We start from the raw sequence: 24,883 nt of genomic DNA, 5'->3' as shown, positions 1-24,883 counted from the left end.
TCCGCGACCACTGGGGCCTATAGCTCAGTCGGTTAGAGCAGAGGACTCATAATCCTTTGGTCCACGGTTCGAGTCCGTGTGGGCCCACCAGGTACGACAAAGCCGCGCGAATGCGCGGCTTTTGTGTTTCTGGAAGGGCAACCGCTTGCTCAGGTGCAGTGGGAGTTCAGTGGCGAGGTCTCAAACCCAGTCCTCATAGACAAGGCCATGAACACGGCCAAACTCACGCACATTATTTGTCACCAGGGTACAACCGATAGCGATCGCATGCCCCGCTATGGCGGTGTCATTAGGGCCGATAGGTGTTCCGGCACTAGTCAAGGCCTCCATCACTTGAACTGTCGCATCGACCGCGTGCTGATCCCACGGCAGCACCGCATCCAGCCGTTTCACAAACTCGTCAACCAGCATCCTGTGCTTGGGCGATGCCTTCTTGCCGATCTGCCCGTAGCGCATCTCTGCGTAGGTGATGGCAGAGATGACAATTCGGTTCCCCTTTATAACCTCGGCAACCAGGCGCTTGATCACCGCTTCCGGATGCTCGCGCATGATGAATGAGCAGATGCAGGTATCGAGCATGTACGTGGTCACTGATTGAACCTGCCTTCATCACCGACCACTGAGGCACGCTCTTGCAAAAAGTCCTCATCAGCCTTCGGCAGCTCGGAGAGAGATGCCCAGGATGGCCGCACAGGACGCAGTGTGATCACATCACCCTCGCGTGAGATCTCAAGCTCTCCGACGCCCTCGTAGGCCATGTCGGCAGGCAATCGGACGGCCTGGTTCTTGCCGTTTTTAAAAATAGAGACAGTGCGCATGGCTAGCACCTCAGGCATATGTTAGGCATAGGCAAAATATAGGCTTCTGTTTTGATGTATGCAACCCTAGTCCCGTGAAGCAATCAGATCTAACCAAGCCAACCCTTATCCCGTCCTTTCTTTCTCCTTTTCCCCACTCCGCCCATGTGATCGTACAACTCCATCGGCTATGATGACGGTTATTTTTCTACGTGAATGACAAGGCATGACAGAGCAGCAGGTACAGGTGCGAGGCCGGCGCAAGCCGCGTAGCCTGGCCCAGGAACTGGTCGCGGTGCTGACCGAGCGGATTCGCAGCGGGCAATTGAAGCGCGGCGACAAGCTTCCCACCGAGTCGCAGATCATGGCCGAGGAAGGCGTGAGCCGGACGGTGGTGCGTGAAGCCATCTCCCGTTTGCAGGCCTCCGGCCAGGTGGAAACCCGCCATGGTATCGGCACCTTCGTGCTCGACCAGCCCGTCGGCGGCAGTTTCCGCATCGATCCGGCCACCATCGTGACGCTGCGCGAGGTTCTTTCGGTACTGGAGCTGCGCATCGCCCTGGAGGTCGAGTCGGCCGGCCTGGCCGCCCAACGCCGGAGCGATGAGGCCCTGGCCGGAATGCGCGCGGCACTGGACGAGCTGAACGAGGGGGCTTCCCATGCCTCCGATGCGGTATCGGCGGACTTCCAATTCCACCTGCAGATCGCCCAGGCCAGCGGCAACCATTACTTTGCCGACATCATCAATCACCTGGGCACCAGCATCATTCCGCGCACGCGGCTGAACTCCGCGCGCCTGGCCCATGATGACCAACCCCACTACATGAGCCGCCTGAGCCACGAGCACGAGGCGATCTACGAGGCCATTGCCCGCCGCGACAGTGAAGGCGCGAAGATGGCCATGCGCATGCACCTGAGCAATAGCCGCGAGCGCTTGCGCCAGGCCCATGAAGACGCCGAGCAGCAGCAAAGCCAGAGCGCCTAAACGAACAAGCCCCGCAATCGCGGGGCTTGTTCGTTTCAGGCCTGTCAGGCGATCACGTCGTCATTCCATTGGCCGTTGACCAGCCGGCGCAGGCGCAGCGGGTTGGCGTCGCGCAGCGCTTCAGGCAACAGCGATTGCGGGTAGTTCTGGTAGCACACCGGGCGCAGGAAGCGGTCGATGGCCAGGCTGCCCACCGAAGTGCCACGGGCATCGGACGTTGCCGGGTACGGCCCGCCATGGACCATGGCGTCGCAGACTTCGACACCGGTCGGGTAACCGTTGATAAGGATACGGCCGACCTTCTCTTCGAGCAGCGGCACCAGCCAGGCGAAGGCTTCGAAGTCTTCCGGCTCGCCGATCAGGGTAGCGGTCAGTTGGCCACGCAGGCCCAGCAGGGCGCTGCGCAGTTGCTCATCATCGGCGACCTCGACCACCACGGTGGCCGGCCCGAAGACTTCCTCCTGCAACAGCGGATCGGAATCCACCAGCAGACGGGCGTCGGCCTTGAACAACTGGGCCCGTGCCTGGCTGCCTTGCTGCGGCTGACCGGCCAGGTGCTGGATGCCGGCATGTGCCTGCAGGTGTTCCAGGCCACCGACATAGCTGCGCAGCCCACCCGCATTGAGCATGGTCTGCCCGGCCTGCTGGTCCAGATGCCCGCCAAGGTCGCCCAGCAGCTTGCTGAATCCGGACGACTGCAGACCGATGACCAGGCCCGGGTTGGTGCAGAACTGACCACCGCCCAGGGTCACCGAGCCAGCCAGCTCACGGGCGATCGCTTCACCACGCTTGGCCAGCGCGCCCGGGAGGATGATCACCGGGTTGATGCTGGACATCTCGGCGAACACCGGGATCGGCTGCGCACGCCCCGCTGCCATGCGGCACAGGGCATCGCCGCCTTTGAGCGAGCCGGTGAAGCCGACCGCCTGGATTGCCGGGTGCTTGACCAGCCACTCGCCGACGCCGCCACCGAAGACCATGTTGAACACACCCTTGGGCATACCGGTGCGCTCGGCGGCGCGCTGGATGGCGCAGGCGACCAGGTCAGCCGTGGCCATATGGCCGCTGTGGGCCTTGAACACCACCGGGCAACCGGCGGCCAGGGCCGCAGCGGTATCGCCACCCGCCGTGGAGAACGCCAGCGGGAAGTTGCTCGCGCCGAACACCGCGACCGGGCCTACGCCGATGCGCATCTGGCGGATATCCACGCGCGGAAGCGGTTGACGCTCCGGCAAGGCCAGGTCGATGCGCGCACCGAGGAAGTCACCGCGGCGCAGCACCTGGGCGAACAGGCGCATCTGCCCGCTGGTACGACCGCGCTCGCCCTGGATACGCGCAGCCGGAAGCGCCGTTTCGCGGCAGACGATGGCGACGAAGGCATCGTCCAGCTCATCCAGCTCGGCGGCAATGGCGTCGAGGAATTCGGCGCGGCGGGCCGGGGATAGTTGGCGGAATTCGGCGAAGGCGGCCGCGGCAGCCTGGGCGGCCTGGTCCACTTCGCCCTCGGTGGCCTGGGCGAAGCTGTACGGCAGGGCTTCGCCGGTGGTGGCGTCGAGGCTTTGAAGACGTTGCGCGCCAGCGGCGCTGCGCTGGCCGGCGATGAAGTTGTGGCCGAGGATCTCTGGCATTTCGGGGCTCCTGTGGACAAAGGGTGAGTCAGTGGGAGCTGTATTGCCTGGTAGATAGCAATCGCTGGCAAGCCAGCTCCCACAAGGATCGCGTTAGGTAATGGGTGCCGGATTGAACAGGGTGATGTCGTTATGCAGCCTGTGCTGCTCGGCCCAGGTCTGCTTGCGGCCGCTGGCGACGTCCAGGTAGTAGTGGAACAGCTCCCAGCCCAGTTCCTCGATGGTGGCGCGGCCCGAGGCGATGCGGCCGGCGTCTATATCGATCAGGTCGGGCCAGCGCTGGGCCAGCTCGGTGCGGGTGCAGACCTTGACCACCGGGGCCATGGCCAGGCCATAGGGCGTGCCGCGCCCGGTGGTGAACACGTGCAGGTTCATCCCGGCAGCCAGTTGCAGGGTGCCACAAACGAAATCGCTGGCCGGCGTGGCACAGAAGATCAGGCCCTTGCGCTCCACCCGTTCGCCAGGCCCGAGCACGCCCTGGATAGCGCCGCTGCCGGACTTGACGATGGAACCAAGGGATTTCTCGACGATGTTCGACAGCCCGCCCTTCTTGTTGCCCGGCGTGGTGTTGGCGCTACGGTCGGCTTCACCGCTTTGCAGGTAGCGGTCGTACCAGTCCATCTCGCGCACCAGCGCTTCGGCCACCTCCGGCGTTTCGGCGCGGGAGGTGAGCATGTAGATGGCATCGCGCACTTCGGTGACTTCCGAGAACAGCACCGTGGCACCGGCGCGTACCAGCAGGTCGGCGGCATAGCCGAGGGCCGGGTTGGCGGTGATGCCGGAGAAGGCATCGCTGCCGCCGCACTGCATGCCGAGGATCAGCTCGCTGGCCGGCACGGTTTCGCGCTTGCGCTGGTTCAGCTTGATCAGGCGCGCTTCGGCCAGGGCCATGATCTGCTCGATCATTTCCACGAAGCCGAGGCTGGCGTCCTGCAGCCTGTAGAGCCAGGGCTCGCTGAGGTCCACCGATGGATCGTTATCGTGCATGACCTGGCCGGCCTGGAGCTTTTCGCAGCCCAGGCTGATGACCAGCGCTTCACCTCCCAGGTTGGGATTGCGCGCCAGGTTGCGCACGGTGCGGATCGGGATGTAGGCATCGCGGGCGTTGATCGCCACGCCGCAGCCGTAGCTGTGGGTCAGGGCGACCACGTCGTCGACGTTGGGATACCTGGGCAACAGTTCCTCGCGGATGCGCTTGACCGCGTGATCGAGCACACCGGTCACGCATTGCACGGTGGTGGTGATGCCGAGGATGTTGCGCGTGCCCACCGTACCGTCGGCGTTGCGGTAACCCTCGAAGGTGTAGCCGTCCAGCGGCGGCAGGGCCTCCGGCACCGCGTCGCAGCGCGGCAGGCTGTCCAGCTCCGGCGCAGCCGGCATGGCCAGTTGGCTTTCCTTGACCCAGCTACCCTGGCGCAGGTCTTCCAGGGCGTAGCCGATGATCTGGCCGTAGCGGCGCACCGGCTCGCCCTTGGCGATATTCACCACCGCCACCTTATGGCTTTGCGGCACGCCTTCGACCAGGGTCAGGCCATCGGCGAAGCGGGCGCCTTCGCCCAGACCGCCATCATTGACCACCACCACGACGTTATCGTCGTCGTGCAGGCGGACATAGCGAGGCGAGTCGGAAGTTTCGATCAACTGCATGGTGGTGCCCTTCTTGTTATTTCCCAGGCTTTGTTCATCCGCGACGCCCGGCTACAAGGCCAGGCATCGCGTGGTCTGCTTAGCGGGCGGACTCGGCCAGTTTGCCCGATGACGCCGCTACCGCTTCATCCTTCGGTGCATCGCGCAGTTCGATCCGCTTGATCGGGCCGACGATCACCAGGTAGCTGAATACCGCCACCAGTGCGTTGGCGCCCACGTACACCAGGGCCCACTTGAACGAGCCTGTGGCGCTGATGATGTAGCCGATGATGATCGGCGTGGTGATCGAGGAGATATTGCCGAAGGTGTTGAACATGCCACCCGACAGACCGGCGATCTGCTTCGGCGAAGTGTCCGAGACCACCGCCCAGCCCAGCGCGCCGAGGCCTTTGCCGAAGAACGCCAGGGCCATGATCGCGACCACCATCCACTCGGCGTCCACATAGTTGCAGATCACCATCGAGGTCGAGAGCAGCAGGCCAATGACGATCGGCGCCTTGCGCGCGAAGGTCAGGGAATTGCCGCGACGCAGCAGATGATCGGAGATCACCCCGCCGAGCACGCCACCGATGAAGCCGCAGATCGCCGGCAGCGAGGCGATGAAGCCGGCCTTGAGGATCGACATGCCGCGTTCCTGCACCAGGTACACGGGGAACCAGGTGAGGAAGAAGTAGGTGATGGCGTTGATGCAGTACTGGCCGAGGTAAACGCCCATCATCATGCGGCTGGACAGCAACTGCTTGATGTAGCCCCACTTCGGCCCGCTGGCACCGGCCGCCCTGGGTTTGTCCATATCCACCAGGCCACCGTTCTTCTCGATGTGCTCGAGCTCCGGGGCACCGATCATCGGGTGTTCCTTGGGGTTGTACACCAGCTTCAGCCAGATTCCGGAGAAGACGATGCCGATGGCACCCATGACGATGAACACGTGCTCCCAGCCCCAGGCATGGACGATCCAGCCCATCAGCGGAGCGAACAGCACGGTGGCGAAGTATTGCGCGGAGTTGAAGATCGCCGAGGCGGTGCCGCGTTCGGCGGTCGGGAACCAGGCCGCGACGATCCGTGCGTTGCCAGGGAAGGACGGCGCTTCGGCGAAGCCGACCAGGAAACGCAGCATGAACAGGGCAATGATCGCGTTGGCTACCGGCATGTAGCCGACGAAGCCTTGCAGCACGGTGAACATCGACCAGGTGAAGATGCTTAAGGCGTAGACTTTCTTCGAGCCGAAGCGGTCGAGCAGCCAGCCGCCGGGAATCTGGCCCAGCACGTAGGCCCAGCCGAACGCCGAGAAGATATAACCGAGGGTGACAGCATCGATGCCGAGGTCCTTCTGCAGGCTCGAGCCTGCAATGGAAATGGTTGCGCGGTCGGCGTAGTTGATCGTGGTCACCAGGAACAGCATGAACAGGATCAGATAGCGGACATGCGTCTTTTTAGTCGCGTGCATCTGAAGGTACTCCCACTAATTATTCTTGTGCGGGCTCTTGAGTTGTAGGCCGGAGCGGGGCTTCCCGCTCCGGTGCGCGGCTTTTGGCAGGCCGCGGGGTCGCGCTTATTGCGGACCCATCTTGTCCATCAGGGCTGCCAGCAGCTCGAATTCTTCAGGGGTCAGGTCGGTCAGCGGGGTGCGTACCGGGCCTGCGTCGTAACCGGCGATCTTGGCACCGGCCTTGACGATGCTGACGGCGTAGCCGGCCTTGCGGTTGCGCAGTTCCAGGTACGGCAGGAAGAAATCGTCGATCAGCTTGCCAACGGTGGCGTGGTCGTCACGGGCGATGGCGTTGTAGAAGTCCATCGCGGTCTTCGGCACGAAGTTGAACACTGCGGACGAATAGACCGGCACGCCCAGGGCCTTGTAGGCAGCAGCATAAACCTCGGCGGTCGGCAGGCCACCCAGGTAGCTGAAGCGGTCGCCCAGGCGGCGACGAATCGACACCATCAGCTCGATGTCACCCAGGCCGTCCTTGTAGCCGACCAGGTTCGGGCAGCGCTCGGCCAGGCGTTCCAGTTGCACGGCGTTCAGGCGGCAGACATTACGGTTGTAGACCACCACGCCGATCTTCACCGATTTGCACACCGCTTCCACATGGGCGGCAACGCCGTCCTGGCTGGCTTCGGTCAGGTAGTGCGGCAACAGCAGCAGACCCTTGGCGCCAAGGCGTTCGGCTTCCTGGGCGTATTCGATGGCCTGGCGGGTGGAGCCGCCAACGCCGGCGAGGATCGGCACGGAGCCGGCGCAGGTATCGACGGCGGTCTTGATTACCTGGCTGTATTCGCTCGCGGCCAGGGAGAAGAACTCACCGGTACCGCCGGCGGCGAACAGGGCAGTGGCGCCGTATGGGGCGAGCCATTCCAGACGCTTGATGTAGCCGGCCTGGTGGAAGTCGCCCTGGGCGTTGAAGTCGGTGACAGGGAAAGACAGCAAGCCATGGGAGAGGACGGTGCGCAGTTCTTGTGGGGTCATTGTTGTAGGCATCCTGTGGCGCTTTGGTGGAGAAAAGGAATATCAAAGTGGATGTAGGTTATCGTACAAGTTGTACGATGACTAGCCCCTGAAACAGGCTAAATCCACCAGTCATCCGATCTCAACCGACCACTCATCCCTTTTCCACGCCCGAAAAGGTTGTCCAGCGGGGCCGAAATGCCTGGCAGGTCCTTGCACCCAAGCACCTGCATCGCCACGTTATCGTACAACCTCCTGAGCGTACTAAGCGCCAGCGCGTCGCGTGCTCGCCGACTTGAATGCCCCGGGCGTTTCGCCGTACTGGCGCTGGAACAAGGCGATAAAGGCCGACACCGAGTCATAACCCAGCTCGTTGGCCACCGCCGTGACGCTGCCGCCCTGCTCCAGCATCGGCAGCGCGGCCAGCAGGCGCAGGCGCTGGCGCCAGGTCTGGAAGGGCATCTGTGTCTGCGCCTGGAACAGCCGCGCCAGGGTCCGGCGCGAGGCGCCCACCTGCTGCGCCCAGTCCTCGATGCTGCGGTTGTCTTCCGGGCTCATCTGCAAGGCGTCGGTGATCCGCCGCAGGCGCGGGTCGCTGGGCAGCGGCAGGCTGAAGGGCGCCTCCGGCAACTCGCGGATCTCGTCGACCAGCACCTGCAACAGCCGCGCCTGCGGGCCTTGCTCCGGATAGTCGTTGCCGAAGCCGCTGGCCTTCTCGATCAGTTCGCGCACCAACGGCGTCACCTGCACCACCGAGCATTCGCGACGGTAGCCGTTGAGCACGGCGTCGCTCAGGTACAGGCTGCGAAAAGCCAGGGCGCGCTCGCTGTAGACGGTGTGGCGCAAGCCGGCGGGAATCCACATGCCGCACTGCGGCGGCAGGAGGAAATTGTACTGCTCGGTCAGCACCTGCATGCTCCCGGCGCCCGCGTAGGTGAACTGCACCCACTGATGGCTGTGCATCTCGATCCGGTAACCCGCCGGGATGTCGAACATGCGCCCGTGCACCGGCCGCTCCAGCTGCTCTGGCACGGGCGGTACGAGGGCTTGTCCCGTTTGCTGCATTGATCGTCCCCTTTGCTCAAGTGAGCCACAGAGACCGATGTTAGCCTGCGTCGGGTCTGGTTGAACAACAGGAGTTTCGTCAATGAGCACGCAGATCGGCCAAAGCCGCCTGAACATTCCCGCCCTCCGCCAGCGCAAGGGCGCCGGCAGCCTGGTGGTGCTCACCGCCTACAGCCTGCCGATGGCGCGCTGGGTCGATGCCCATGCAGACATCATCATCGTCGGCGACTCGGTGGGCATGGTGCTCTACGGCATGCCCAGCACCCTCGGCGTCACCCTCGACATGATGATCGCCCACGGCCAGGCGGTAATGCGCGGTGCGCAGCGCGCCTGCGTGGTAGTGGACATGCCGTTCGGCAGCTACCAGGCGTCGTTGGAGCAAGCCTTCATGAATGCCGCGAAGGTACTGCGCGAGACCGGCGCCCAAGGCATCAAGCTCGAAGGCGGCGAGGAGATGGCCGCGACCGTGGCGTATCTGGTGCAGCGCGGGATTCCGGTGATGGCCCATGTCGGCCTGATGCCGCAGCAGGTCAACGCACTGGGCGGCTTCAAGGCGCAGGGACGGGATGAGGAAAGTGCCGCGCGGGTACGTCGCGATGCGCTGGCCATGCAGGCGGCAGGCGCCTTCTCCATCGTCCTCGAAGGGATTGCCGAGCCGCTGGCCCGGCTGCTGAGCGAGGAGCTGGAGATTCCTGCCATCGGTATCGGCGCTTCGCCTGCCTGTGACGGGCAGGTCCTGGTAACCGAGGACCTGCTGGGGCTGTTCGGCGAGTACCAGCCGCGCTTCGTCAAGCGCTACGCCGAGCTGGGCGGAGCGATTGACCAGGCCCTGGGCGAGTACGCACGGGAGGTGCGCGACGGACAGTTCCCGGGGCTTGAGCACTGCTTCAAGGCGGCGGGTTGAGTACACTGGGCAGGTCCGCGCCTTGCCCTTGAGAAACCCATGTCCGATAGCCGCACCCTCGCCCTCGATGAAATCGACCGCCAGTTGATCACCGCCCTGCAGATCAACGCCCGCGAAAGCGTCGCCACCCTCGCCCGCCAGCTGGGCATCGCGCGCACCACCGTGACCTCGCGGATTGCGCGGCTGGAGAAGAGCAAGGTCATCAGCGGCTATGGCGTGCGCCTCGGGCAGCGCGTCATCGATGGCGGCTTGCAGGCCTATGTGGGTATCACCGTGCAGCCCCGCGCCGGGCGCGAGATCGTGCGGCGGCTGAGTGCCATGGGGCAGGTGCAGCAGCTGTGCGCGGTAAGCGGGGAATTCGATTATGTGGCGTGGCTGAGGAGTGACTCGCCGGAGCAGCTGGATCAGTTGCTGGACCAGATCGGCAGCCTGGAGGGGGTGGAGAAGACCACGACCTCCATCATCCTCAGCAGCAAGGTGGATCGCGGGCAGCCTGTTTGATTGGTGGTGTCTTCGATCGCTGGCAAGCCAGCTCCCACAGGTTGGCGTTGCATGCGGTCCCTGTGGGAGCTGGCTTGCCAGCGATGAGGCCATAAAACTCACCACACCTGTCACTATGCAAAAACCCACGGTCATATCGATCCAAAAACCCACAAAACGACAACACTCTGCATCTTAATAACGAACACCCACCTCCCTAAAATTGACCACCAGGCATTTCCTATACTCAGGCTCCCCAGCCCCCCTGGCAGGTCAACTCATGAACAAGAACAACCGCCACCCCGCCGATGGCAAAAAGCCCGTTACCATCTTCGGCCCCGACTTTCCCTTCGCCTTCGACGACTGGATCGAGCACCCTGCCGGCCTCGGCAGCATCCCGACCGAGCGCCATGGCGAGGAGGTGGCGATCGTCGGTGCCGGCATCGCGGGCCTGGTGGCGGCGTATGAATTGATGAAACTCGGCCTCAAGCCCGTCGTCTACGAGGCCTCGAAGATGGGCGGCCGCCTGCGCTCGCAAGCCTTTGCCGGTACCGAAGGCATCGTCGCCGAGCTGGGCGGCATGCGCTTCCCGGTGTCATCGACGGCGTTCTATCACTACGTCGACAAGCTCGGCCTGGAGACCAGGCCGTTCCCCAACCCGCTGACCCCGGCCTCCGGCAGCACGGTGATCGACCTCGAAGGCAAGACCTGGTACGCCGAAAAAGCCGCTGATCTGCCCGCCCTGTTCCAGGAAGTCGCCGACGCCTGGGCCGATGCCCTGGAGGACGGTGCGCGCTTCGGCGATATCCAGCAGGCCATCCGCGACCGCGACGTACCGCGCCTGAAGGAACTGTGGAACACCCTGGTACCGTTATGGGACGACCGCACCTTCTACGACTTCGTCGCCACCTCGAAAGCCTTTGCCAAACTCAGCTTCCTGCACCGCGAGGTGTTCGGCCAGGTCGGCTTCGGCACCGGCGGCTGGGACTCGGACTTCCCCAACTCGATGCTGGAAATCTTCCGCGTGGTCATGACCAACTGCGACGACCACCAGCACCTGATCGTCGGCGGCGTCGAGCAGGTGCCGCTGGGCATCTGGAAACATGTGCCGCAGCGCTGCGCCCATTGGCCGCAAGGCACCAGCCTGGCCTCGCTGCACCGTGGCGCACCGCGCCCCGGGGTCAAGCGCATCGCCCGCAACGAGGACGGCAGCCTGGCGGTTACCGACAACTGGGGTGACACGCGCCATTACGCTGCGGTGCTGACCACTTGCCAGAGCTGGCTGCTGACCACCCAGATCGAATGCGAGGAATCGCTGTTCTCGCAGAAGATGTGGATGGCCCTGGACCGCACCCGCTACATGCAGTCGTCGAAGACCTTTGTGATGGTCGATCGCCCGTTCTGGAAGGACAAGGACCCGGAAACCGGTCGCGACCTGATGAGCATGACCCTCACCGACCGCCTGACCCGCGGCACCTACCTGTTCGACAACGGCGACGACAAACCGGGGGTGATCTGCCTGTCGTACTCGTGGATGAGCGACGCCCTGAAGATGCTCCCGCACCCGGTGGAAAAGCGCGTCAAGCTGGCCCTCGACGCACTGAAGAAGATCTACCCGAAGCTGGATATCGCCGGGCATATCATCGGCGACCCGATCACCGTGTCCTGGGAAGCCGACCCGTACTTCCTCGGCGCCTTCAAGGGCGCCCTGCCCGGCCACTACCGCTACAACCAGCGCATGTACGCCCACTTCATGCAGCAGGACATGCCCGTCGAACAGCGCGGCATCTTCATTGCCGGCGACGATGTATCCTGGACCCCGGCCTGGGTCGAAGGCGCGGTGCAGACCTCCTTGAACGCAGTCTGGGGCATCATGAACCACTTCGGTGGCCGCACCCACCCGGACAACCCCGGCCCGGGCGATGTATTCAACGAGATCGGCCCGATCGCCCTTCCCGACTGACAGGAGATTGCCCATGCGTATCGCCCTCTACCAGGGCTCGCCACAGCCGCTGGACCTTTCCGGCAACCTGGAGCGCCTGGAGCACCAGGCCCAGCTCGCCGCCAGCCAGGGCGCCGAACTGCTGGTCTGCCCGGAAATGTTCGTCAGCGGGTACAACATCGGCAGCGACGCGGTGGCCCGGCTGGCGGAAAAGGCGGAGGGTCCGTCGGCCCGCCGTGTCGCGGCGATTGCCCGGGGCAACGCCATCGCCATCGTCTACGGCTACCCGGAGCGGGGCGAGGACCAGCGGATCTACAACAGCGTGCAGTTGATCGACGCTGGTGGCAGCCGCCTCGCCAACTACCGCAAGACCCACCTGTTCGGTGAACTCGACCGCAGCATGTTCAGCCCCGGCCCCAATCACTTCCCGGTAGTGGAGCTCAATGGCTGGAAGGTCGGCATGCTGATCTGCTACGACATCGAATTCCCGGAGAACGCCCGCCGCCTGGCCCGTGACGGCGCCGAGCTGATCCTGGTGCCGACGGCGAACATGGAGCCGTTCGACTTCATCTGCCAGGTTACCGTGCGCAGCCGCGCCCACGAGAACCAGTGCTACCTGGTCTACGCCAACTACTGCGGTGCCGAAGGCGAGATCCAGTATTGCGGCCACAGCAGCATCGTCGGCCCGGACGGCAGCATTCTGGCCATGGCCGGGCGCGACAGCGCCTTGCTCGCGGCGGATATCGACCTGCAACGGGTGCATGAAGGCCGTGCCAGCAGCCCCTATCTGCAGGACCTGCGCGCCGAGCTGCATAGCGCGCCACGCAACTGATTTATCCGCTAGCATGACGGCTTGCGCGTTTCGGAGCCGTCATGTCCAGCACCCTCCAGCACCTCGTCCTGAGCAATGGCCTGCGGGTCAGGCTATGGCATGCCCCGCACCTCAAACGCTGCGCGGCGCTGCTGAGGGTCGAGGCCGGCAGTCATGACGCCCCGCCGGCCTATCCCGGCCTGGCGCACTTTCTCGAACATCTGTTGTTCCTCGGCACGGCACGCTTCCCGGTGGAAGACGGGCTGATGCGCTTCGTCCAGAGCCAGGGCGGGCAACTCAATGCAAGCACCCGGGAGCGCCACACCGAGTTCTTCTTCGAGGTGCCGCCAACGGCGGTGTCCGGCGCGCTGGAGCGGCTCTGCGACATGCTCGCGCATCCGCTGCTGACCCTGGAGCGACAAGCAGCCGAACGCGAAGTGATCCATGCCGAGTGGGTCGCCTGGTCGGCCAATGCCGAGGCGCAGCGGCAGTACGCATTGCTGCGCAGCGTCTCGGCGCAGCATCCGTTGAGCGGGTTCCATGCCGGCAACCGGGACTCGTTGCCGATCCACGAGGCGGCATTCCAGCAAGCGCTGAGCGAATTCCATCGGCAGTTCTACCAGGCCGGGCAGATCATCCTGACCTTGAGCGGACCACAACCGCTGGAAGCGCTGGCGCGGCAGTTCGGCGCACTGTTCGCCCCAGGCAGGAAGGTCAGGCAGAGTGCGGCGCCGCCGCTGCTCGACGGGCCGCTGCAGCCCGGGCAGATCGAAGGCCAGCTGGATATGCTGCTCGCCCACGAGGATCTGCCCGACAACGCCTCCTTCGATTACCTCTCCACCTGGATCACTGACAACCGTCCGGGCGGGCTGGTGCATGAACTGCGCGAGCGCGGCTGGCTGCAAGACCTCGCCTGCACCGTGCCGTACCGGTTCGCCGGCCAGGCCCTGCTGCACCTCAAGGCCCGGCTGTCGACTACAGCGGACCGGGCGGACGTCGAAGGACTGATCCGCGACTGGCTGGCCTTCTTCGGCAAGGCCGACCACAGCGCCCTGCTGCTGGAGTACCAACGCCTGCAAGCCTGCCGCTCGCCCGGTGCACTGGAGCTGGCAAGACGCGACGACGGAGTGCCGATCGTGCCGGAATACCCCGGCGAATCCCGGCATCCATGGAAATTTCCGGAGCCGGAGCCACTGCTGTCGGCGGTCGTGGCGCAAACGCCTGGCACGCCGGTGCCGACCGGCCTGGCCTACAGTCCGGTGCTTCCGGCCTCAGGCGAATACGCCGCGCTGTACATTCGCTGGCAGGCCGAACACCTGCGCGATGTGCTCAAGCCGTTGAGCGAGCGTGCCAAGCGCATCGGGGTTGAACTCGACTGGACGCGCAGCGCCAACACCTGGCAACTGCGCTGCTGTGGCGCACCGGCCATGGTGCTTGGCGTAGTCGAGCAGGCACTGAGGACGCTCGAGAATCCGCTGGCCGTCGGTGCGACTGCCGAGCCGCCGCTGATCCCGCTCCGACAATTGATGCAGCAGCTGCCAAAGGTCCTGGCAGGCGCAGGCCAGCCCGGTTGGACCGCGCTGGCAACAGGCTTCGACGCAGCGGCAGGCAATGCCTTGAATCACCTGCTCGGTCGCCTCGCTGGTACGCCGTACAAGCCCTCCCGTCCACGCCTCCTGCCTAGTCAATGGCAGCAGTGCGGCGAAAGCGGCGGCGAGCAGGCGCTGCTGCTGTTCGCCCCGGTCGCCGACGAAGCCGCAGGCCGCCTGCTCGCCCATCTGCTCCAGGGTCCGTTCTACCAGCGCCTGCGCAGCGAATTGCAACTGGGCTATGCAGTGTTCAGCGCCTTCCGTCAGATTCATGGCTACAGCGGCCTGATGTTCGGCGTGCAATCGCCCGGCGCCAGCCACGCTGAAATACTCGGCCACCTGCATGATTTCTTCGCCCGTCCCGCCCTGCTGCCGGAGACCTCGCGCGACAACCTGGCCACGCAGTTCCACGCATCGGTCATGCCCCATGCAGATCTGGCCGAATGGCTCTGGCAAGCGCACCTGGCGGGCGATGACCAGGCCGATCCGCAGATTCTTGCCGCGCGGATCAGGCAGCTCCGGCAGCCCGACATCGACCGCGCCCGGGCCGACCTTGCCAGCGGCAGGCGCTGGCTGATCCTCGCCAACGGCCCCGCCGCGCCAGGATTCTTACCGTCCAGGTAAAAGACCTTTCACCCTTGATTAACCATCCAGTACAAAAAATCTAGTAGGATTGCGCTATCCCGGCGATGTGAACCCTTCATTCCCGGGGATGGACTAAATGAGTAGCTGTCCCTCACCTGACCTATCCGGAAGGAGTAATCCCATGTGGACCAAACCTGCATACACTGACCTGCGTATCGGCTTTGAAGTGACCATGTACTTCGCGAATCGCTAAGCCTTTTTGCGGTACGACGCCTCGGCCAGCCGGGGCGTTTTCATTTTCGGACGCGGCGGGAGCAAGCCATGTACATCCAGATTCTAGGTTCCGCCGCCGGCGGAGGATTCCCGCAGTGGAACTGCAACTGCGCCAACTGCAAGGGGTACCGCGATGGCAGCCTGCGCGCCACGGCCCGCACCCAATCGTCCATCGCCCTGTCCGATGACGGCGAGCACTGGATCCTGTGCAACGCCTCGCCGGATATCCGCGCCCAGTTGCAAGGCTTCGCGCCGATGCAACCGGCCCGGGCCCTGCGCGACACCGGCATCGACGCGATCGTCCTGCTCGATAGCCAGATCGACCACACCACCGGCCTGCTCAGCCTGCGCGAAGGCTGCCCGCACCAGGTCTGGTGCACGGAGATGGTCCACCAGGACCTGACCACCGGCTTCCCGCTGTTCAACATGCTCGAACACTGGAATGGCGGCCTGGTCTGGAACCGCATCGAGCTGGATGCCAGCTTCACCATCGAAGCCTGTCCCAACCTGCGCTTCAGCCCGTTCCCGCTGCGCAGCGCAGCACCGCCCTATTCCCCGCACCGCTTCGACCCGCATCCCGGCGACAACCTCGGGCTGATGGTCGAAGACCTGCGCACCGGCGGCAAACTCTTCTATGCCCCGGGCCTGGGCAAGGTCGATGCCGGCCTGTTGCAACGCATGCACGATGCCGACGTGCTGCTGGTGGACGGCACCCTGTGGGATAACGACGAAATGCAGCGCCGCGGCGTCGGCACCCGCACTGGTACGGAGATGGGCCACCTGCCGCAGAACGGCCCCGGCGGCATGCTCGAAGTGCTCGAAGCCTTCCCTGAACAGCGCAAGGTGCTTATCCACATCAACAACACCAACCCGATTCTCGACGAGGACTCGGCCGAGCGCGCCGAGCTGCACCGCCGTGGCGTGGAAGTCGCCTTCGACGGCATGAGCATCACCCTCTAGGAGCAGGAGCCGCCGCCATGAGCCAACCGATGTCCCCCGCCGAATTCGAACAGGCGCTGCGCGCCAAGGGCGCCTACTACCACATCCACCATCCGTATCACGTGGCGATGTACGAGGGCCGTGCGACCCGCGAGCAGATCCAGGGCTGGGTCGCCAACCGTTTCTACTATCAGGTGAACATCCCGCTGAAGGACGCGGCGATCCTCGCCAACTGCCCGGACCGGGAAGTTCGCCGCGAGTGGATCCAGCGCCTGCTCGACCACGACGGTGCTCCCGGCGAGGACGGTGGCATCGAGGCCTGGCTGCGTCTCGGCCAGGCCGTCGGCCTGGATCCGGACCAGTTGCGCAGCCAGGAACTGGTACTCCCCGGCGTACGCTTCGCCGTCGATGCCTACGTCAATTTCGCCCGCCGCGCCAGTTGGCAGGAGGCGGCCAGCAGCTCGCTGACCGAGCTGTTCGCCCCGCAGATCCACCAATCGCGCCTGGACACCTGGCCGCAGCATTACCCGTGGATCGACCCGGCCGGCTACAGCTACTTCCGCACCCGCCTGAGCCAGGCGCGACGGGATGTAGAGCACGGCCTGAGCATCACCCTGCAGCACTACACGACGGTGGAGGGGCAGCAGCGTATGCTGGAAATACTCCAGTTCAAGCTGGACATCCTGTGGAGCATGCTCGACGCCATGAGCATGGCCTACGAACTCGACCGCCCGCCTTACCACAGCGTCACCAGCGAGCGGGTCTGGCACAAGGGGATCGCGCTATGAGCTTCGACCGTCACCTGACCCCGCGCTGGCGGCCCGGCTACCGTTTCCAGTACGAGCCGGCGCAGAAGGCTCACGTCCTGCTGTACCCAGAGGGCATGATCAAGCTCAACGAGAGCGCCGCGCTGATCGGCGAGCTGATCGACGGCGAGCGCGACGTGGCAGCGATCATCGCCTTGCTCGACGAGAAATTCCCGGGGTGCCCGAGCTTCCCGAAGACATCGAGCAATTCATGGAGGTGGCCCGTGCCGAACACTGGATCAACCTTGAGTGAGAGGCCCGAGGTCGGCCTGCCGCTGTGGCTGCTGGCCGAACTGACCTACCGTTGCCCGCTGCAGTGCCCGTATTGCTCCAACCCGCTGGACTTCGCCGAACAGGGCAAGGAGCTGAGCACCGAGCAGTGGTTCAAGGTGATGGCCGAGGCGCGGGAAATGGGCGCCGCCCAACTGGGCTTTTCCGGTGGCGAGCCGCTGGTGCGCCAGGACCTCGCCGAGCTGATCGGCGAAGGCCGGCGCCTGGGTTACTACACCAACCTGATCACCTCCGGCATCGGCCTCAGCGAAGAAAAGATCGCCACGTTCAAGAAAGCCGGCCTGGATCATATCCAGATCAGCTTCCAGGCCAGCGACGAACAGGTGAACAACCTGCTCGCCGGCTCGAAGAAGGCTTTCGCGCAGAAGCTGGAAATGGCCAGGGCGGTGAAGGCCCACGGTTATCCGATGGTGCTCAACTTCGTCACCCACCGGCACAACATCGATCGCATCGACCGCATCATCGAGCTGTGCATCGCCCTGGAAGCCGACTTCGTCGAACTCGCCACCTGCCAGTTCTACGGCTGGGCCCACCTGAACCGGCTCGGGCTGCTACCCACCAAGGCCCAGCTGGAGCGTGCCGAGCGCATTACCAACGAGTACCGCGAACGGCTCAAGGCCGAAGGCAACCCGTGCAAGCTCATTTTCGTTACCCCGGACTACTATGAAGAACGGCCCAAGGCCTGCATGAACGGCTGGGGCAGCGTGTTCCTCACGGTCACCCCGGACGGCACCGCCCTGCCCTGCCACGGCGCGCGGCAACTTCCGGTGCAGTTCCCCAACGTGCGCGAGCACAGCATGCAGCACATCTGGTACGACTCCTTCGGCTTCAACCGCTTTCGGGGTTACGACTGGATGCCCGAACCCTGCCGCTCCTGCGACGAAAAGGAGCGGGATTTCGGCGGCTGCCGTTGCCAGGCGTTCATGCTCACCGGCGATGCCAGCAAGGCCGATCCGGTATGCTCCAAGTCGGCGGACCACGGCATCATACTCGCAGCCAGGGAGGAGGCCGAGACCGCCACCCTGACCATCAAGGAGATGACTTTCCGCAATGAGCGCACCTCACGACTTATCGCCCGCGGCTGAGCGCTTCAGCGCCGACCAGGCCGTCGCCGCCGGCACCGATTTCGCCGAACTGAAGGCTGGCCGCGATGGCCTGTTCTGGAACGAGTTCCGTCCTCGTGACGGTGCCTGCCGTATCTGGCAATGGCGCAACGGCCAGGCCCGCTGCCTGACCCCGGACGGGTTCAGCGTACGCAGCCGGGTGTATGAGTACGGCGGACGTTCGTTCTGCCTGGGCGAGAACGAGGTGTTCTTCGTCAACGAGGCGGACCAGCAGCTGTATCGCCAGGTACTGGACGGCGGTCAACCGCTGGCCTTGACCCAGGGCGAGCGACGTTACGGCGACCTGGTCTGGGCCGGCAAGCGGGTGCTGGCCGTCGAGGAAAGCGGCAAGGAGCACCGTCTGGTCGCGATCAGCCAAGGCCGACGCGAGATCCTCGCCGAGGGCGCCGACTTCTATGCCTCGCCCACCCTGAGCGACGACGGCCAGCGCCTGGCCTGGATCGAATGGAGCCGACCGGACCAACCCTGGACCGCGACCCGCCTTTATATCCGCGAAGCTAACGGCGAAGTCCGCTGCGTCGCGGGTGACCAGGGCCCGGCGCAATCCCTGCAGCAGCCGCGCTTCGACCGCGAAGGGCGGTTGTATTGCCTGTCCGATCTCAACGGTTTCTGGCAGCCCTGGGGCGAAACCGCGCAAGGCTGGCAGGCATTGCCGAGCTGCGATGCCGACCACGCCGCGGCGCCATGGCAACTGGGCGCCAGCACCTGGCTGGCGCTGGACGATGGTTATCTCGCCACCTGGTTCGAGCAAGGTTTCTCCCGCCTCGGCCTGCGCAAGCGCGACGGCGAACTGACCACGATCGACAGCGAATACAGCCGCTTGCGCTGCCTGGACCTCGACGACCACTTCATCTACGCCGTCGCCGCCTCGCCGCTGCATTCGGCGGCAGTGATCGCCATCGACCGCCGCGATCACTCGGTGCAGGTACTGGCCGGCGGCGTGCAGCCCCTGCCGGCCGAGCGCATCAGTAAGCCGCGCGGTTTCAGCTATCCCAGCGGCGACGGCGAAGCCCATGGTTTCTTCTATCCGGCGATGAACGGCAACAAGCCTGCGCCGCTGGTGGTGTTCGTCCATGGCGGGCCGACTTCGGCCTGTTATCCGGTGCTCGACCCGCGTATCCAGTACTGGACCCAGCGTGGCTTTGCCGTGGCCGACCTCAACTATCGCGGCAGCAGCGGCTATGGCCGGGCCTATCGCCAGGCGCTGCACCTGCGCTGGGGCAAGGTGGATGTCGAGGATGCCTGCGCGGCGGTGCTATACCTGGCCGGTGAAGGGCTGATCGATCCGTACCAGGCGTTCATTCGTGGCGGCAGTGCCGGCGGCTATACCACGCTCTGCGCCCTGGCCTTCGAGGATGTGTTCCGCGGCGGTGCCAGCCTGTACGGCGTGAGCGACCCGCTGGCACTGGCCAGGGCCACCCACAAGTTCGAAGGCGATTACCTGGACTGGCTGATCGGCGATCCCGAGCGGGATATCGAGCGCTACCGCGAACGCACGCCGCTACTGCATGCGGGCAATATCCGCGTGCCGGTGATCTTCTTCCAGGGCGAACTGGATGCGGTGGTGGTGCCGGAGCAGACACGCGCGATGCTGAAGGCGTTGAAGGACAACGGCATCGAGGCCGAGGGCCATTTCTATCCGACCGAAAGGCATGGCTTCAGGACGGCGGCGAACCTGGCGCATGCGCTGGAAGAGGAATGGAAGTTCTACAGCAGGATTCTCGACCAGCCTTGAGGGCCCTATCGCTGGCAAGCCAGCTCCCACAGGGTTCTGCGGCGCCGCGGACACTGTGGGAGCTGGCTTGCCAGCGATGAGGCCCTGAAGATCACCGCTTGGCGATGATATACACCGCATGCACGATCCCCGGGATGTAGCCCAGCAGGGTCAGCAGGATATTCAGCCAGAACGCACCGGCGAAGCCGACCTGCAGGAACACCCCCAGCGGAGGCAGGAGAATGGCGAAGATGATACGAATCAGGTCCATGGCAAAGCTCCCAAAGTAGTGTCCTCATACTGACTCTGGCCCAGCCCGGACGGTTCCGCTTGTTTCCCGCGCACAAAAAACGCCCCGGACCAAAAACAACAGGCCCGGGGCGACGCGCAGGAACGCGAGACGGTTCTTTGAATTCGTTTACGAGCGGCTGCCGAGCTGCGCGGTATGCACCCGGGCGAAGGCCCGGGCCAGGCGCAGGAGCATCTCGTCGATATTGCCGTGGCTGACGGTCAGCGCCGGCGAGAAGCGCAACACACTGGCTTGCGGCGCATTGAGCAGCAGACCTTCCTGACGTGCCGCCTTGACCACTTGTGCCGCCAACGGCTCATGCAGTTCCAGCCCCCAGAGCAAACCCTGCCCACGCACCTCGCCCAGGCCGTAGCGCCCGGCCAGACGGCTCAGGCCATCACGCAGGTGGCGGCCGGCAGCGCCCACCTGGTCGAGGAAGCCGTGCTCAAGCACGGTTTCCAGCACGGCCAGCCCCGCAGCACTCATCAATGCATTGCCGTGATGACTGCCTTCCAGTTCGCCGGCTTCTGCGCAACACGCCGTACCACGGGCCAGCAGCGCAGCCAGTGGCACACCGCCGCCCAGGCCCTTGCCCAGGGTGAGGATATCGGCGCGCACGCCATAGGTTTGCTCGGCCAGCAGGGCACCACAGCGGCCCATGCCGGTCTGCACCTCATCGAGGATCAGCAGGATCCCCAGTTCGCGACACAGGCGCTCGACCCCTTGAGGTAATGCCGGGTCGCCGGGATCACTCCGGCTTCGCCCTGGATCGGCTCGAGCATGATCGCCACGGTGCGCGAATCCACTGCCGCGTGCAGCGCCGCCAGGTCGTTGAACGGCACCTTGCTGAAGCCCGGCAGGCCTGGCTCGCAGCGGTTGCACGGCAGTGGGTCGGAGGCGGCCAGGGTGCCGAGGCTACGGCCATGGCTGCCCTGGCTGGCGCTGATGATGTGGTAGGCGCCATTACGATGCAGCTGGCCCCATTTGCGCGCCAGCTTGATCGCGCCCTCGCAGGCTTCCGCACCGCTGTTGAGCAGATGGGCCTGGTCGCTGCCGGTGCTCTGGCAGAGCAGGTTCACCAGCTTCAGATGCTCGCGGTTATGAAAACCTGCCCCGGAGTTGATCAGCGCCTGGGCCTGGCCGCTCAGGGCCTGGACCAGCGCCTTGGGGCTATGCCCGAGGCTGTTGACCGCATTGCCCTGGGTAAAGTCGAGAAATGCCCGGCCTTCGCTATCCCATAGCCAGGAACCCTGGCCACGAACGAAAACCTGCTCGGCCAGTTGCTTGCTCGGCATCAGGCATTCCCGCGAAAGCGGATCGACAGATTCGCCCGGCAGCGGCGCGACATCGACCACGGGAGCCCGTTGGCGACGCAGATTGAACAGGTTCATGCGCGCAGCCCTTCCAGCGGCAAGCCGAGCAGGCGTGACGACAGGGCCGGACGGTCCGCCCGTTTTTTCATGCGCGCAAGCTCCCACCGAGGTTTAGCCTTGCCTATGTAAACGCCATCCACCTGTACGCTGCTCATTGCGCTCTCTGGGCCTGTAAACCTCGTGAATACGGGCGTAGAGTAGGCTTCCGACGGCCTCCGGGCCATTTCGTTTTTCGAGCATTTTCGATAAGTAAAGCTTATGGATTTCCGCCAACTGCGATATTTCGTCGCGGTGTATGAAGAAGGCCATGTCGGCCGGGCCGCCGAACGCCTGTCGCTGTCCCAGCCGGCGCTGTCGCAGCAGATCCGCCAGCTCGAACACAGCCTCGATGTCAGCCTGTTCGAACGCGGCAACAAGCGCCTGCTGCCGACCCTTGCCGCGCACACCCTGTACAACCATGCCCTGCCCCTGCTCGACGGCATGCAACGGGCCCGCGACGCCCTGCGCAATTTCCAGGGCCAGGCCCTGCGCACCCTGGCCATCGGCGTGCTGCAGACGGTGCGGCCGAGCATGGTTCCGCAACTGCTCGACCGGGTGCGCAAGGCGCAGCCGCACCTTGTGGTGCAGATCTACGAATTGTCAGGCCAGGAAATCGAACGACGCTTGCTCAACGGCAGCCTGGATATCGGCATCAGCTACCTGCCGCCTCGCCAGCCGGGGCTGCACGGGTTGCTGTTGTACGAGGACGAGTTGCAGGTAGTGATTCCCACCACCCACCCGCTGCGCGAATTCAAGAAGGTCTCGCTGAAGCAGGCGGCGGAACTGCCGATGATCCTTCTCGGTGAAGAATTCCAGGTGCGGCAGATCTGGCAAGGCCAGCTGGCCAACCTCGGGCGGCGTCCACAGGTACAGGCGGAAATGAACAACATGGGCGGGATTCTCGACAGCCTGCATCATGCCTCGCTGGCCACGGTGCTGCCGGGGCGTGCGCGGGAGGCCTCGGAGGATCACGAACTGCTGTGGAAGCCATTGAGCGAGCCACGGGTGCCACTCAAGGTCGGCCTGGTGTTTCGCGATGCACAGCGCCAGCAGGCCTCGGTGGAACTGCTGCGCACGCTGCTGGAAGAAGAGATCGATCCACGGCAGCTGGGCGTTTCAGCGCTGGACGTGCTTGGCTAGCCGGAGAAAAAACGCAGGCAAAAGAAAACCCCGCCGAAGCGAGGTTTTCTCAGACTGTTTCCCTTTGACTTCCCTTTCGTCCCACCGTCCCGGGCAGGCTTCCTTCGTTCCGTCCTTGTGATGTACTTTGCGCGTCCTGCGCTTCGTCCATGGAAAGAAGATTAACTTCGGATCCAATCCTAGAGAAGACGCCAAACGTCACCACGTCATGTAAGCAAATGCTTACATGACGCTTTCACCTCAGAACTGCTCGGCCTCCAGCAGGTACAGCGACTCGCTGCCAGCCTTGACCGAGGCGCACAGCGACTGCAAGCGCGGCAGCAAGCGGGCGAAGTAGAAGCGTGCGGTGCCCAGCTTGCTGGCGTAGAAGTCCTCCTCGCCCTGCTTCGCCAGCGCGGTGCGCGCCATCAGCGCCCACATGTAGGCGTAGGCGACATAGCCAAAGGCGTGCAGGTACTCGACCGACGCCGCGCCGATCTCGTTCGGATTGCCCTTGGCCCGGTCCAGGACCCAGGCGGTCAGGGCATCCAGGTCATCCAGCGCAGCATTCAGCGGTTTGACGAACTCGCCAAGGTCACTGCCGGCGGTAGCGGTGAAATGGCGGATCTCGTCGGCGAACAACTTGTAGAACGCACCGCCGCTGCCGACGATCTTGCGCCCCATCAGGTCCAGGGCCTGGATGCCGTTGGTGCCTTCGTAGATCTGGGTGATGCGCACATCACGCACCAGCTGTTCCTGGCCCCACTCGCGGATATAGCCGTGGCCACCGAAGATCTGCTGGCCATGCACGGCACTCTCCAGCCCGAGGTCGGTGAGGAAGGCCTTGGCCACCGGAGTCAGCAGCGCCACCAGGTCTTCCGCGCGCTTGCGGGTGCTGGCATCCTCGCTGTACTTGGCGGTGTCCAGTTGCATGGCAACGTAGGTGGAGAAGGCGCGGCCACCTTCGTTCAGCGCCTTCATGGTCAGCAGCATGCGGCGCACGTCCGGGTGGACAATGATCGGGTCGGCGACCTTGTCCTTGGCCTGTGGCCCGGTCGGGGCACGGCTTTGCAGGCGGTCACGGGCGTATTCGATGGCGTTCTGGTAAGAGCGCTCCGCCGAGGCCAGGCCCTGGATACCGACACCCAGGCGCTCGTAGTTCATCATGGTGAACATGGCCGCCAGGCCCTTGTTCGGCTCGCCGACGAGATAGCCGACGGCGGCGTCGAAGTTCATCACGCAGGTGGCCGACGCCTGGATACCCATCTTGTGCTCGATCGAACCGCAATTGGCCGGGTTGCGCTCGCCCAGGCTGCCGTCGGCGTTGACCAGGAACTTGGGCACCAGGAACAGCGAGATGCCCTTCGGCCCCGCCGGTGCGTCCGGCAGCTTGGCCAGCACCAGATGGATGATGTTCTCGGTGAGGTCGTGCTCGCCGCCGGTAATGAAGATCTTGGTCCCGCTGACCTTGTAGCTGCCGTCCGCCTGCGGCTCGGCGCGGGTGCGGATGATGCCCAGGTCGGTGCCGGCGTGAGGCTCGGTCAGGCACATGGAGCCGGCCCAGACCCCGGCGTACATGTTCGGCAGGTATTTTTCCTTCAGCTCTTCGCTGGCGTGGGCATTGATCGACAGGCAGGCGCCGGCGGTCAGCATCGGGTACAGGCCGAAGGCCAGGCTCGACGAGTTGACCATTTCCTCGACCTGGGCCGAGATCACCTTGGGCATGCCCATGCCGCCGTACACCGGATCGCCACCGACACCGACCCAGCCACCTTCGGCGTAGGTGCGATAGGCGTCGATGAAGCCGGCAGGCGTGCGCACCGCACCGTTATCCCAGTGGCAGCCTTCCTCGTCGGCGGCGCGGCTCAGCGGGGCGATGGTCTTGGCGGTAACCTTGCCGGCTTCCTCCAGCACGGCCAAGGCGGTGTCTTCGTCCACCGCGTCAGCCAGTCCGGGCAGGGCTGCCCACAGTTTCGAGACTTCGAAAACTTCGTTGAGAACGAAGCGCATATCGCGCAGCGGCGCTTTGTAGTCAGCCAT

The 24,883-nt window shown here is 64.5% G+C and carries 22 protein-coding genes, 1 tRNA gene and 1 pseudogene; 13 read left to right on the top strand and 11 right to left on the bottom strand.

Annotation, left to right across the window (positions count from 1 at the left end; translation table 11 throughout):
• Positions 1-13 precede the first annotated feature (13 nt).
• Positions 14-90 (top strand) — tRNA-Ile (locus CSV86_RS28460).
• Between the two features lie 90 nt (positions 91-180).
• On the opposite strand, the gene CSV86_RS28455 is transcribed toward CSV86_RS28460, so the two are convergent.
• Entirely contained in the window at positions 181-591 is a 411-nt protein-coding gene (locus CSV86_RS28455) for a type II toxin-antitoxin system VapC family toxin (protein WP_009404231.1), read from the bottom strand.
• The gene (gene vapB, locus CSV86_RS28450) at positions 588-818 is read right to left on the bottom strand and encodes a type II toxin-antitoxin system VapB family antitoxin (RefSeq protein WP_009404230.1); all 231 of its coding nucleotides are present in this window, start codon (positions 816-818) and stop codon (positions 588-590) included. Before vapB ends, CSV86_RS28455 begins: the two co-directional genes overlap by 4 nt.
• A gap of 205 nt (positions 819-1,023) precedes the next feature.
• Between vapB and CSV86_RS28445 the strand changes: the two genes are divergently transcribed.
• Positions 1,024-1,782, top strand: a complete 759-nt coding sequence (locus tag CSV86_RS28445) for a FadR/GntR family transcriptional regulator (RefSeq protein ID WP_009404229.1) — start codon at positions 1,024-1,026, stop codon at positions 1,780-1,782.
• A gap of 44 nt (positions 1,783-1,826) precedes the next feature.
• Here the strand turns inward: CSV86_RS28445 and CSV86_RS28440 are convergent, their stop codons facing one another.
• The 5 genes from CSV86_RS28440 to CSV86_RS28420 form a co-directional block, all read right to left on the bottom strand.
• Positions 1,827-3,410, bottom strand: coding sequence for an aldehyde dehydrogenase (NADP(+)) (locus tag CSV86_RS28440; RefSeq protein WP_009404227.1), 1,584 nt, complete (start codon positions 3,408-3,410; stop codon positions 1,827-1,829).
• Between the two features lie 93 nt (positions 3,411-3,503).
• A complete protein-coding gene (gene garD, locus CSV86_RS28435; RefSeq protein WP_009404225.1) occupies positions 3,504-5,057 on the bottom strand; it encodes a galactarate dehydratase in 1,554 nt (517 codons plus the stop codon).
• 79 nt (positions 5,058-5,136) lie between these two features.
• On the bottom strand, positions 5,137-6,504 hold the full coding sequence (locus CSV86_RS28430; RefSeq protein WP_009404224.1) for an MFS transporter: 1,368 nt from the start codon (positions 6,502-6,504) through the stop codon (positions 5,137-5,139).
• Between the two features lie 105 nt (positions 6,505-6,609).
• Positions 6,610-7,521: a 5-dehydro-4-deoxyglucarate dehydratase gene (gene kdgD / locus CSV86_RS28425; RefSeq protein ID WP_009404223.1), complete on the bottom strand. Its 912-nt coding sequence runs from the start codon at positions 7,519-7,521 to the stop codon at positions 6,610-6,612.
• A gap of 243 nt (positions 7,522-7,764) precedes the next feature.
• The gene (locus CSV86_RS28420; RefSeq protein ID WP_009404222.1) at positions 7,765-8,565 is read right to left on the bottom strand and encodes an AraC family transcriptional regulator; all 801 of its coding nucleotides are present in this window, start codon (positions 8,563-8,565) and stop codon (positions 7,765-7,767) included.
• Positions 8,566-8,647: 82 nt separating this feature from the next.
• Here CSV86_RS28420 and panB point away from each other — a divergent pair, with 82 nt between their 5' ends.
• The 10 genes from panB to CSV86_RS28365 all read left to right on the top strand — a co-directional run bounded on the left by panB (position 8,648) and on the right by CSV86_RS28365 (position 20,044).
• Positions 8,648-9,469, top strand: a complete 822-nt coding sequence (panB, locus tag CSV86_RS28415) for a 3-methyl-2-oxobutanoate hydroxymethyltransferase (protein WP_009404221.1) — start codon at positions 8,648-8,650, stop codon at positions 9,467-9,469.
• Between the two features lie 39 nt (positions 9,470-9,508).
• Positions 9,509-9,970, top strand: a complete 462-nt coding sequence (locus CSV86_RS28410; RefSeq protein WP_009404220.1) for an Lrp/AsnC family transcriptional regulator — start codon at positions 9,509-9,511, stop codon at positions 9,968-9,970.
• A 259-nt stretch (positions 9,971-10,229) separates the two neighbouring features.
• On the top strand, positions 10,230-11,912 hold the full coding sequence (locus CSV86_RS28405; RefSeq protein ID WP_009404218.1) for a flavin monoamine oxidase family protein: 1,683 nt from the start codon (positions 10,230-10,232) through the stop codon (positions 11,910-11,912).
• A 13-nt stretch (positions 11,913-11,925) separates the two neighbouring features.
• Positions 11,926-12,723, top strand: coding sequence for a carbon-nitrogen hydrolase family protein (locus tag CSV86_RS28400; RefSeq protein WP_009404215.1), 798 nt, complete (start codon positions 11,926-11,928; stop codon positions 12,721-12,723).
• A 41-nt stretch (positions 12,724-12,764) separates the two neighbouring features.
• Positions 12,765-14,915: a pyrroloquinoline quinone biosynthesis protein PqqF gene (pqqF, locus tag CSV86_RS28395; RefSeq protein ID WP_009404213.1), complete on the top strand. Its 2,151-nt coding sequence runs from the start codon at positions 12,765-12,767 to the stop codon at positions 14,913-14,915.
• Positions 14,916-15,057: 142 nt separating this feature from the next.
• Positions 15,058-15,129 (top strand): pyrroloquinoline quinone precursor peptide PqqA, encoded by a 72-nt coding sequence (pqqA, locus tag CSV86_RS28390; protein WP_003243383.1) that lies wholly within the window; start codon positions 15,058-15,060, stop codon positions 15,127-15,129.
• Between the two features lie 68 nt (positions 15,130-15,197).
• Positions 15,198-16,109, top strand: coding sequence for a pyrroloquinoline quinone biosynthesis protein PqqB (gene pqqB, locus CSV86_RS28385; protein ID WP_009404212.1), 912 nt, complete (start codon positions 15,198-15,200; stop codon positions 16,107-16,109).
• A 17-nt stretch (positions 16,110-16,126) separates the two neighbouring features.
• A complete protein-coding gene (gene pqqC / locus CSV86_RS28380) occupies positions 16,127-16,876 on the top strand; it encodes a pyrroloquinoline-quinone synthase PqqC (RefSeq protein WP_009404211.1) in 750 nt (249 codons plus the stop codon).
• A complete protein-coding gene (gene pqqE / locus CSV86_RS28370) occupies positions 16,873-18,270 on the top strand; it encodes a pyrroloquinoline quinone biosynthesis protein PqqE (protein ID WP_240160624.1) in 1,398 nt (465 codons plus the stop codon). The genes pqqC and pqqE overlap by 4 nt, the downstream gene beginning before the upstream one ends.
• Positions 18,236-20,044, top strand: a complete 1,809-nt coding sequence (locus CSV86_RS28365; protein ID WP_009404207.1) for a S9 family peptidase — start codon at positions 18,236-18,238, stop codon at positions 20,042-20,044. Before pqqE ends, CSV86_RS28365 begins: the two co-directional genes overlap by 35 nt.
• A gap of 91 nt (positions 20,045-20,135) precedes the next feature.
• On the opposite strand, the gene CSV86_RS28360 is transcribed toward CSV86_RS28365, so the two are convergent.
• The 3 genes and pseudogenes from CSV86_RS28360 to CSV86_RS28350 all read right to left on the bottom strand — a co-directional run bounded on the left by CSV86_RS28360 (position 20,136) and on the right by CSV86_RS28350 (position 21,840).
• Positions 20,136-20,294 carry a YqaE/Pmp3 family membrane protein gene (locus CSV86_RS28360; RefSeq protein WP_009404205.1) on the bottom strand — a complete coding sequence of 53 codons (159 nt, stop codon included), beginning with the start codon at positions 20,292-20,294 and terminating at the stop codon, positions 20,136-20,138.
• 147 nt (positions 20,295-20,441) lie between these two features.
• Positions 20,442-21,703 (bottom strand): annotated as a pseudogene (locus tag CSV86_RS28355) (aspartate aminotransferase family protein).
• Positions 21,700-21,840 carry a hypothetical protein gene (locus tag CSV86_RS28350; protein ID WP_158487736.1) on the bottom strand — a complete coding sequence of 47 codons (141 nt, stop codon included), beginning with the start codon at positions 21,838-21,840 and terminating at the stop codon, positions 21,700-21,702. Before CSV86_RS28350 ends, CSV86_RS28355 begins: the two are co-directional and overlap by 4 nt.
• A 103-nt stretch (positions 21,841-21,943) precedes the next feature.
• Between CSV86_RS28350 and CSV86_RS28345 the strand changes: the two genes are divergently transcribed.
• Positions 21,944-22,864: a LysR family transcriptional regulator gene (locus CSV86_RS28345; protein WP_009404201.1), complete on the top strand. Its 921-nt coding sequence runs from the start codon at positions 21,944-21,946 to the stop codon at positions 22,862-22,864.
• Positions 22,865-23,104: 240 nt separating this feature from the next.
• On the opposite strand, the gene CSV86_RS28340 is transcribed toward CSV86_RS28345, so the two are convergent.
• On the bottom strand, positions 23,105-24,883 hold the full coding sequence (locus CSV86_RS28340; RefSeq protein ID WP_009404199.1) for an acyl-CoA dehydrogenase C-terminal domain-containing protein: 1,779 nt from the start codon (positions 24,881-24,883) through the stop codon (positions 23,105-23,107).

The organism is Pseudomonas bharatica CSV86, from assembly GCF_000319305.2.
Taxonomy (GTDB): Bacteria; Pseudomonadota; Gammaproteobacteria; order Pseudomonadales; family Pseudomonadaceae; genus Aquipseudomonas; species Aquipseudomonas bharatica.
This window is presented reverse-complemented; position numbering and strand designations above follow the sequence as displayed.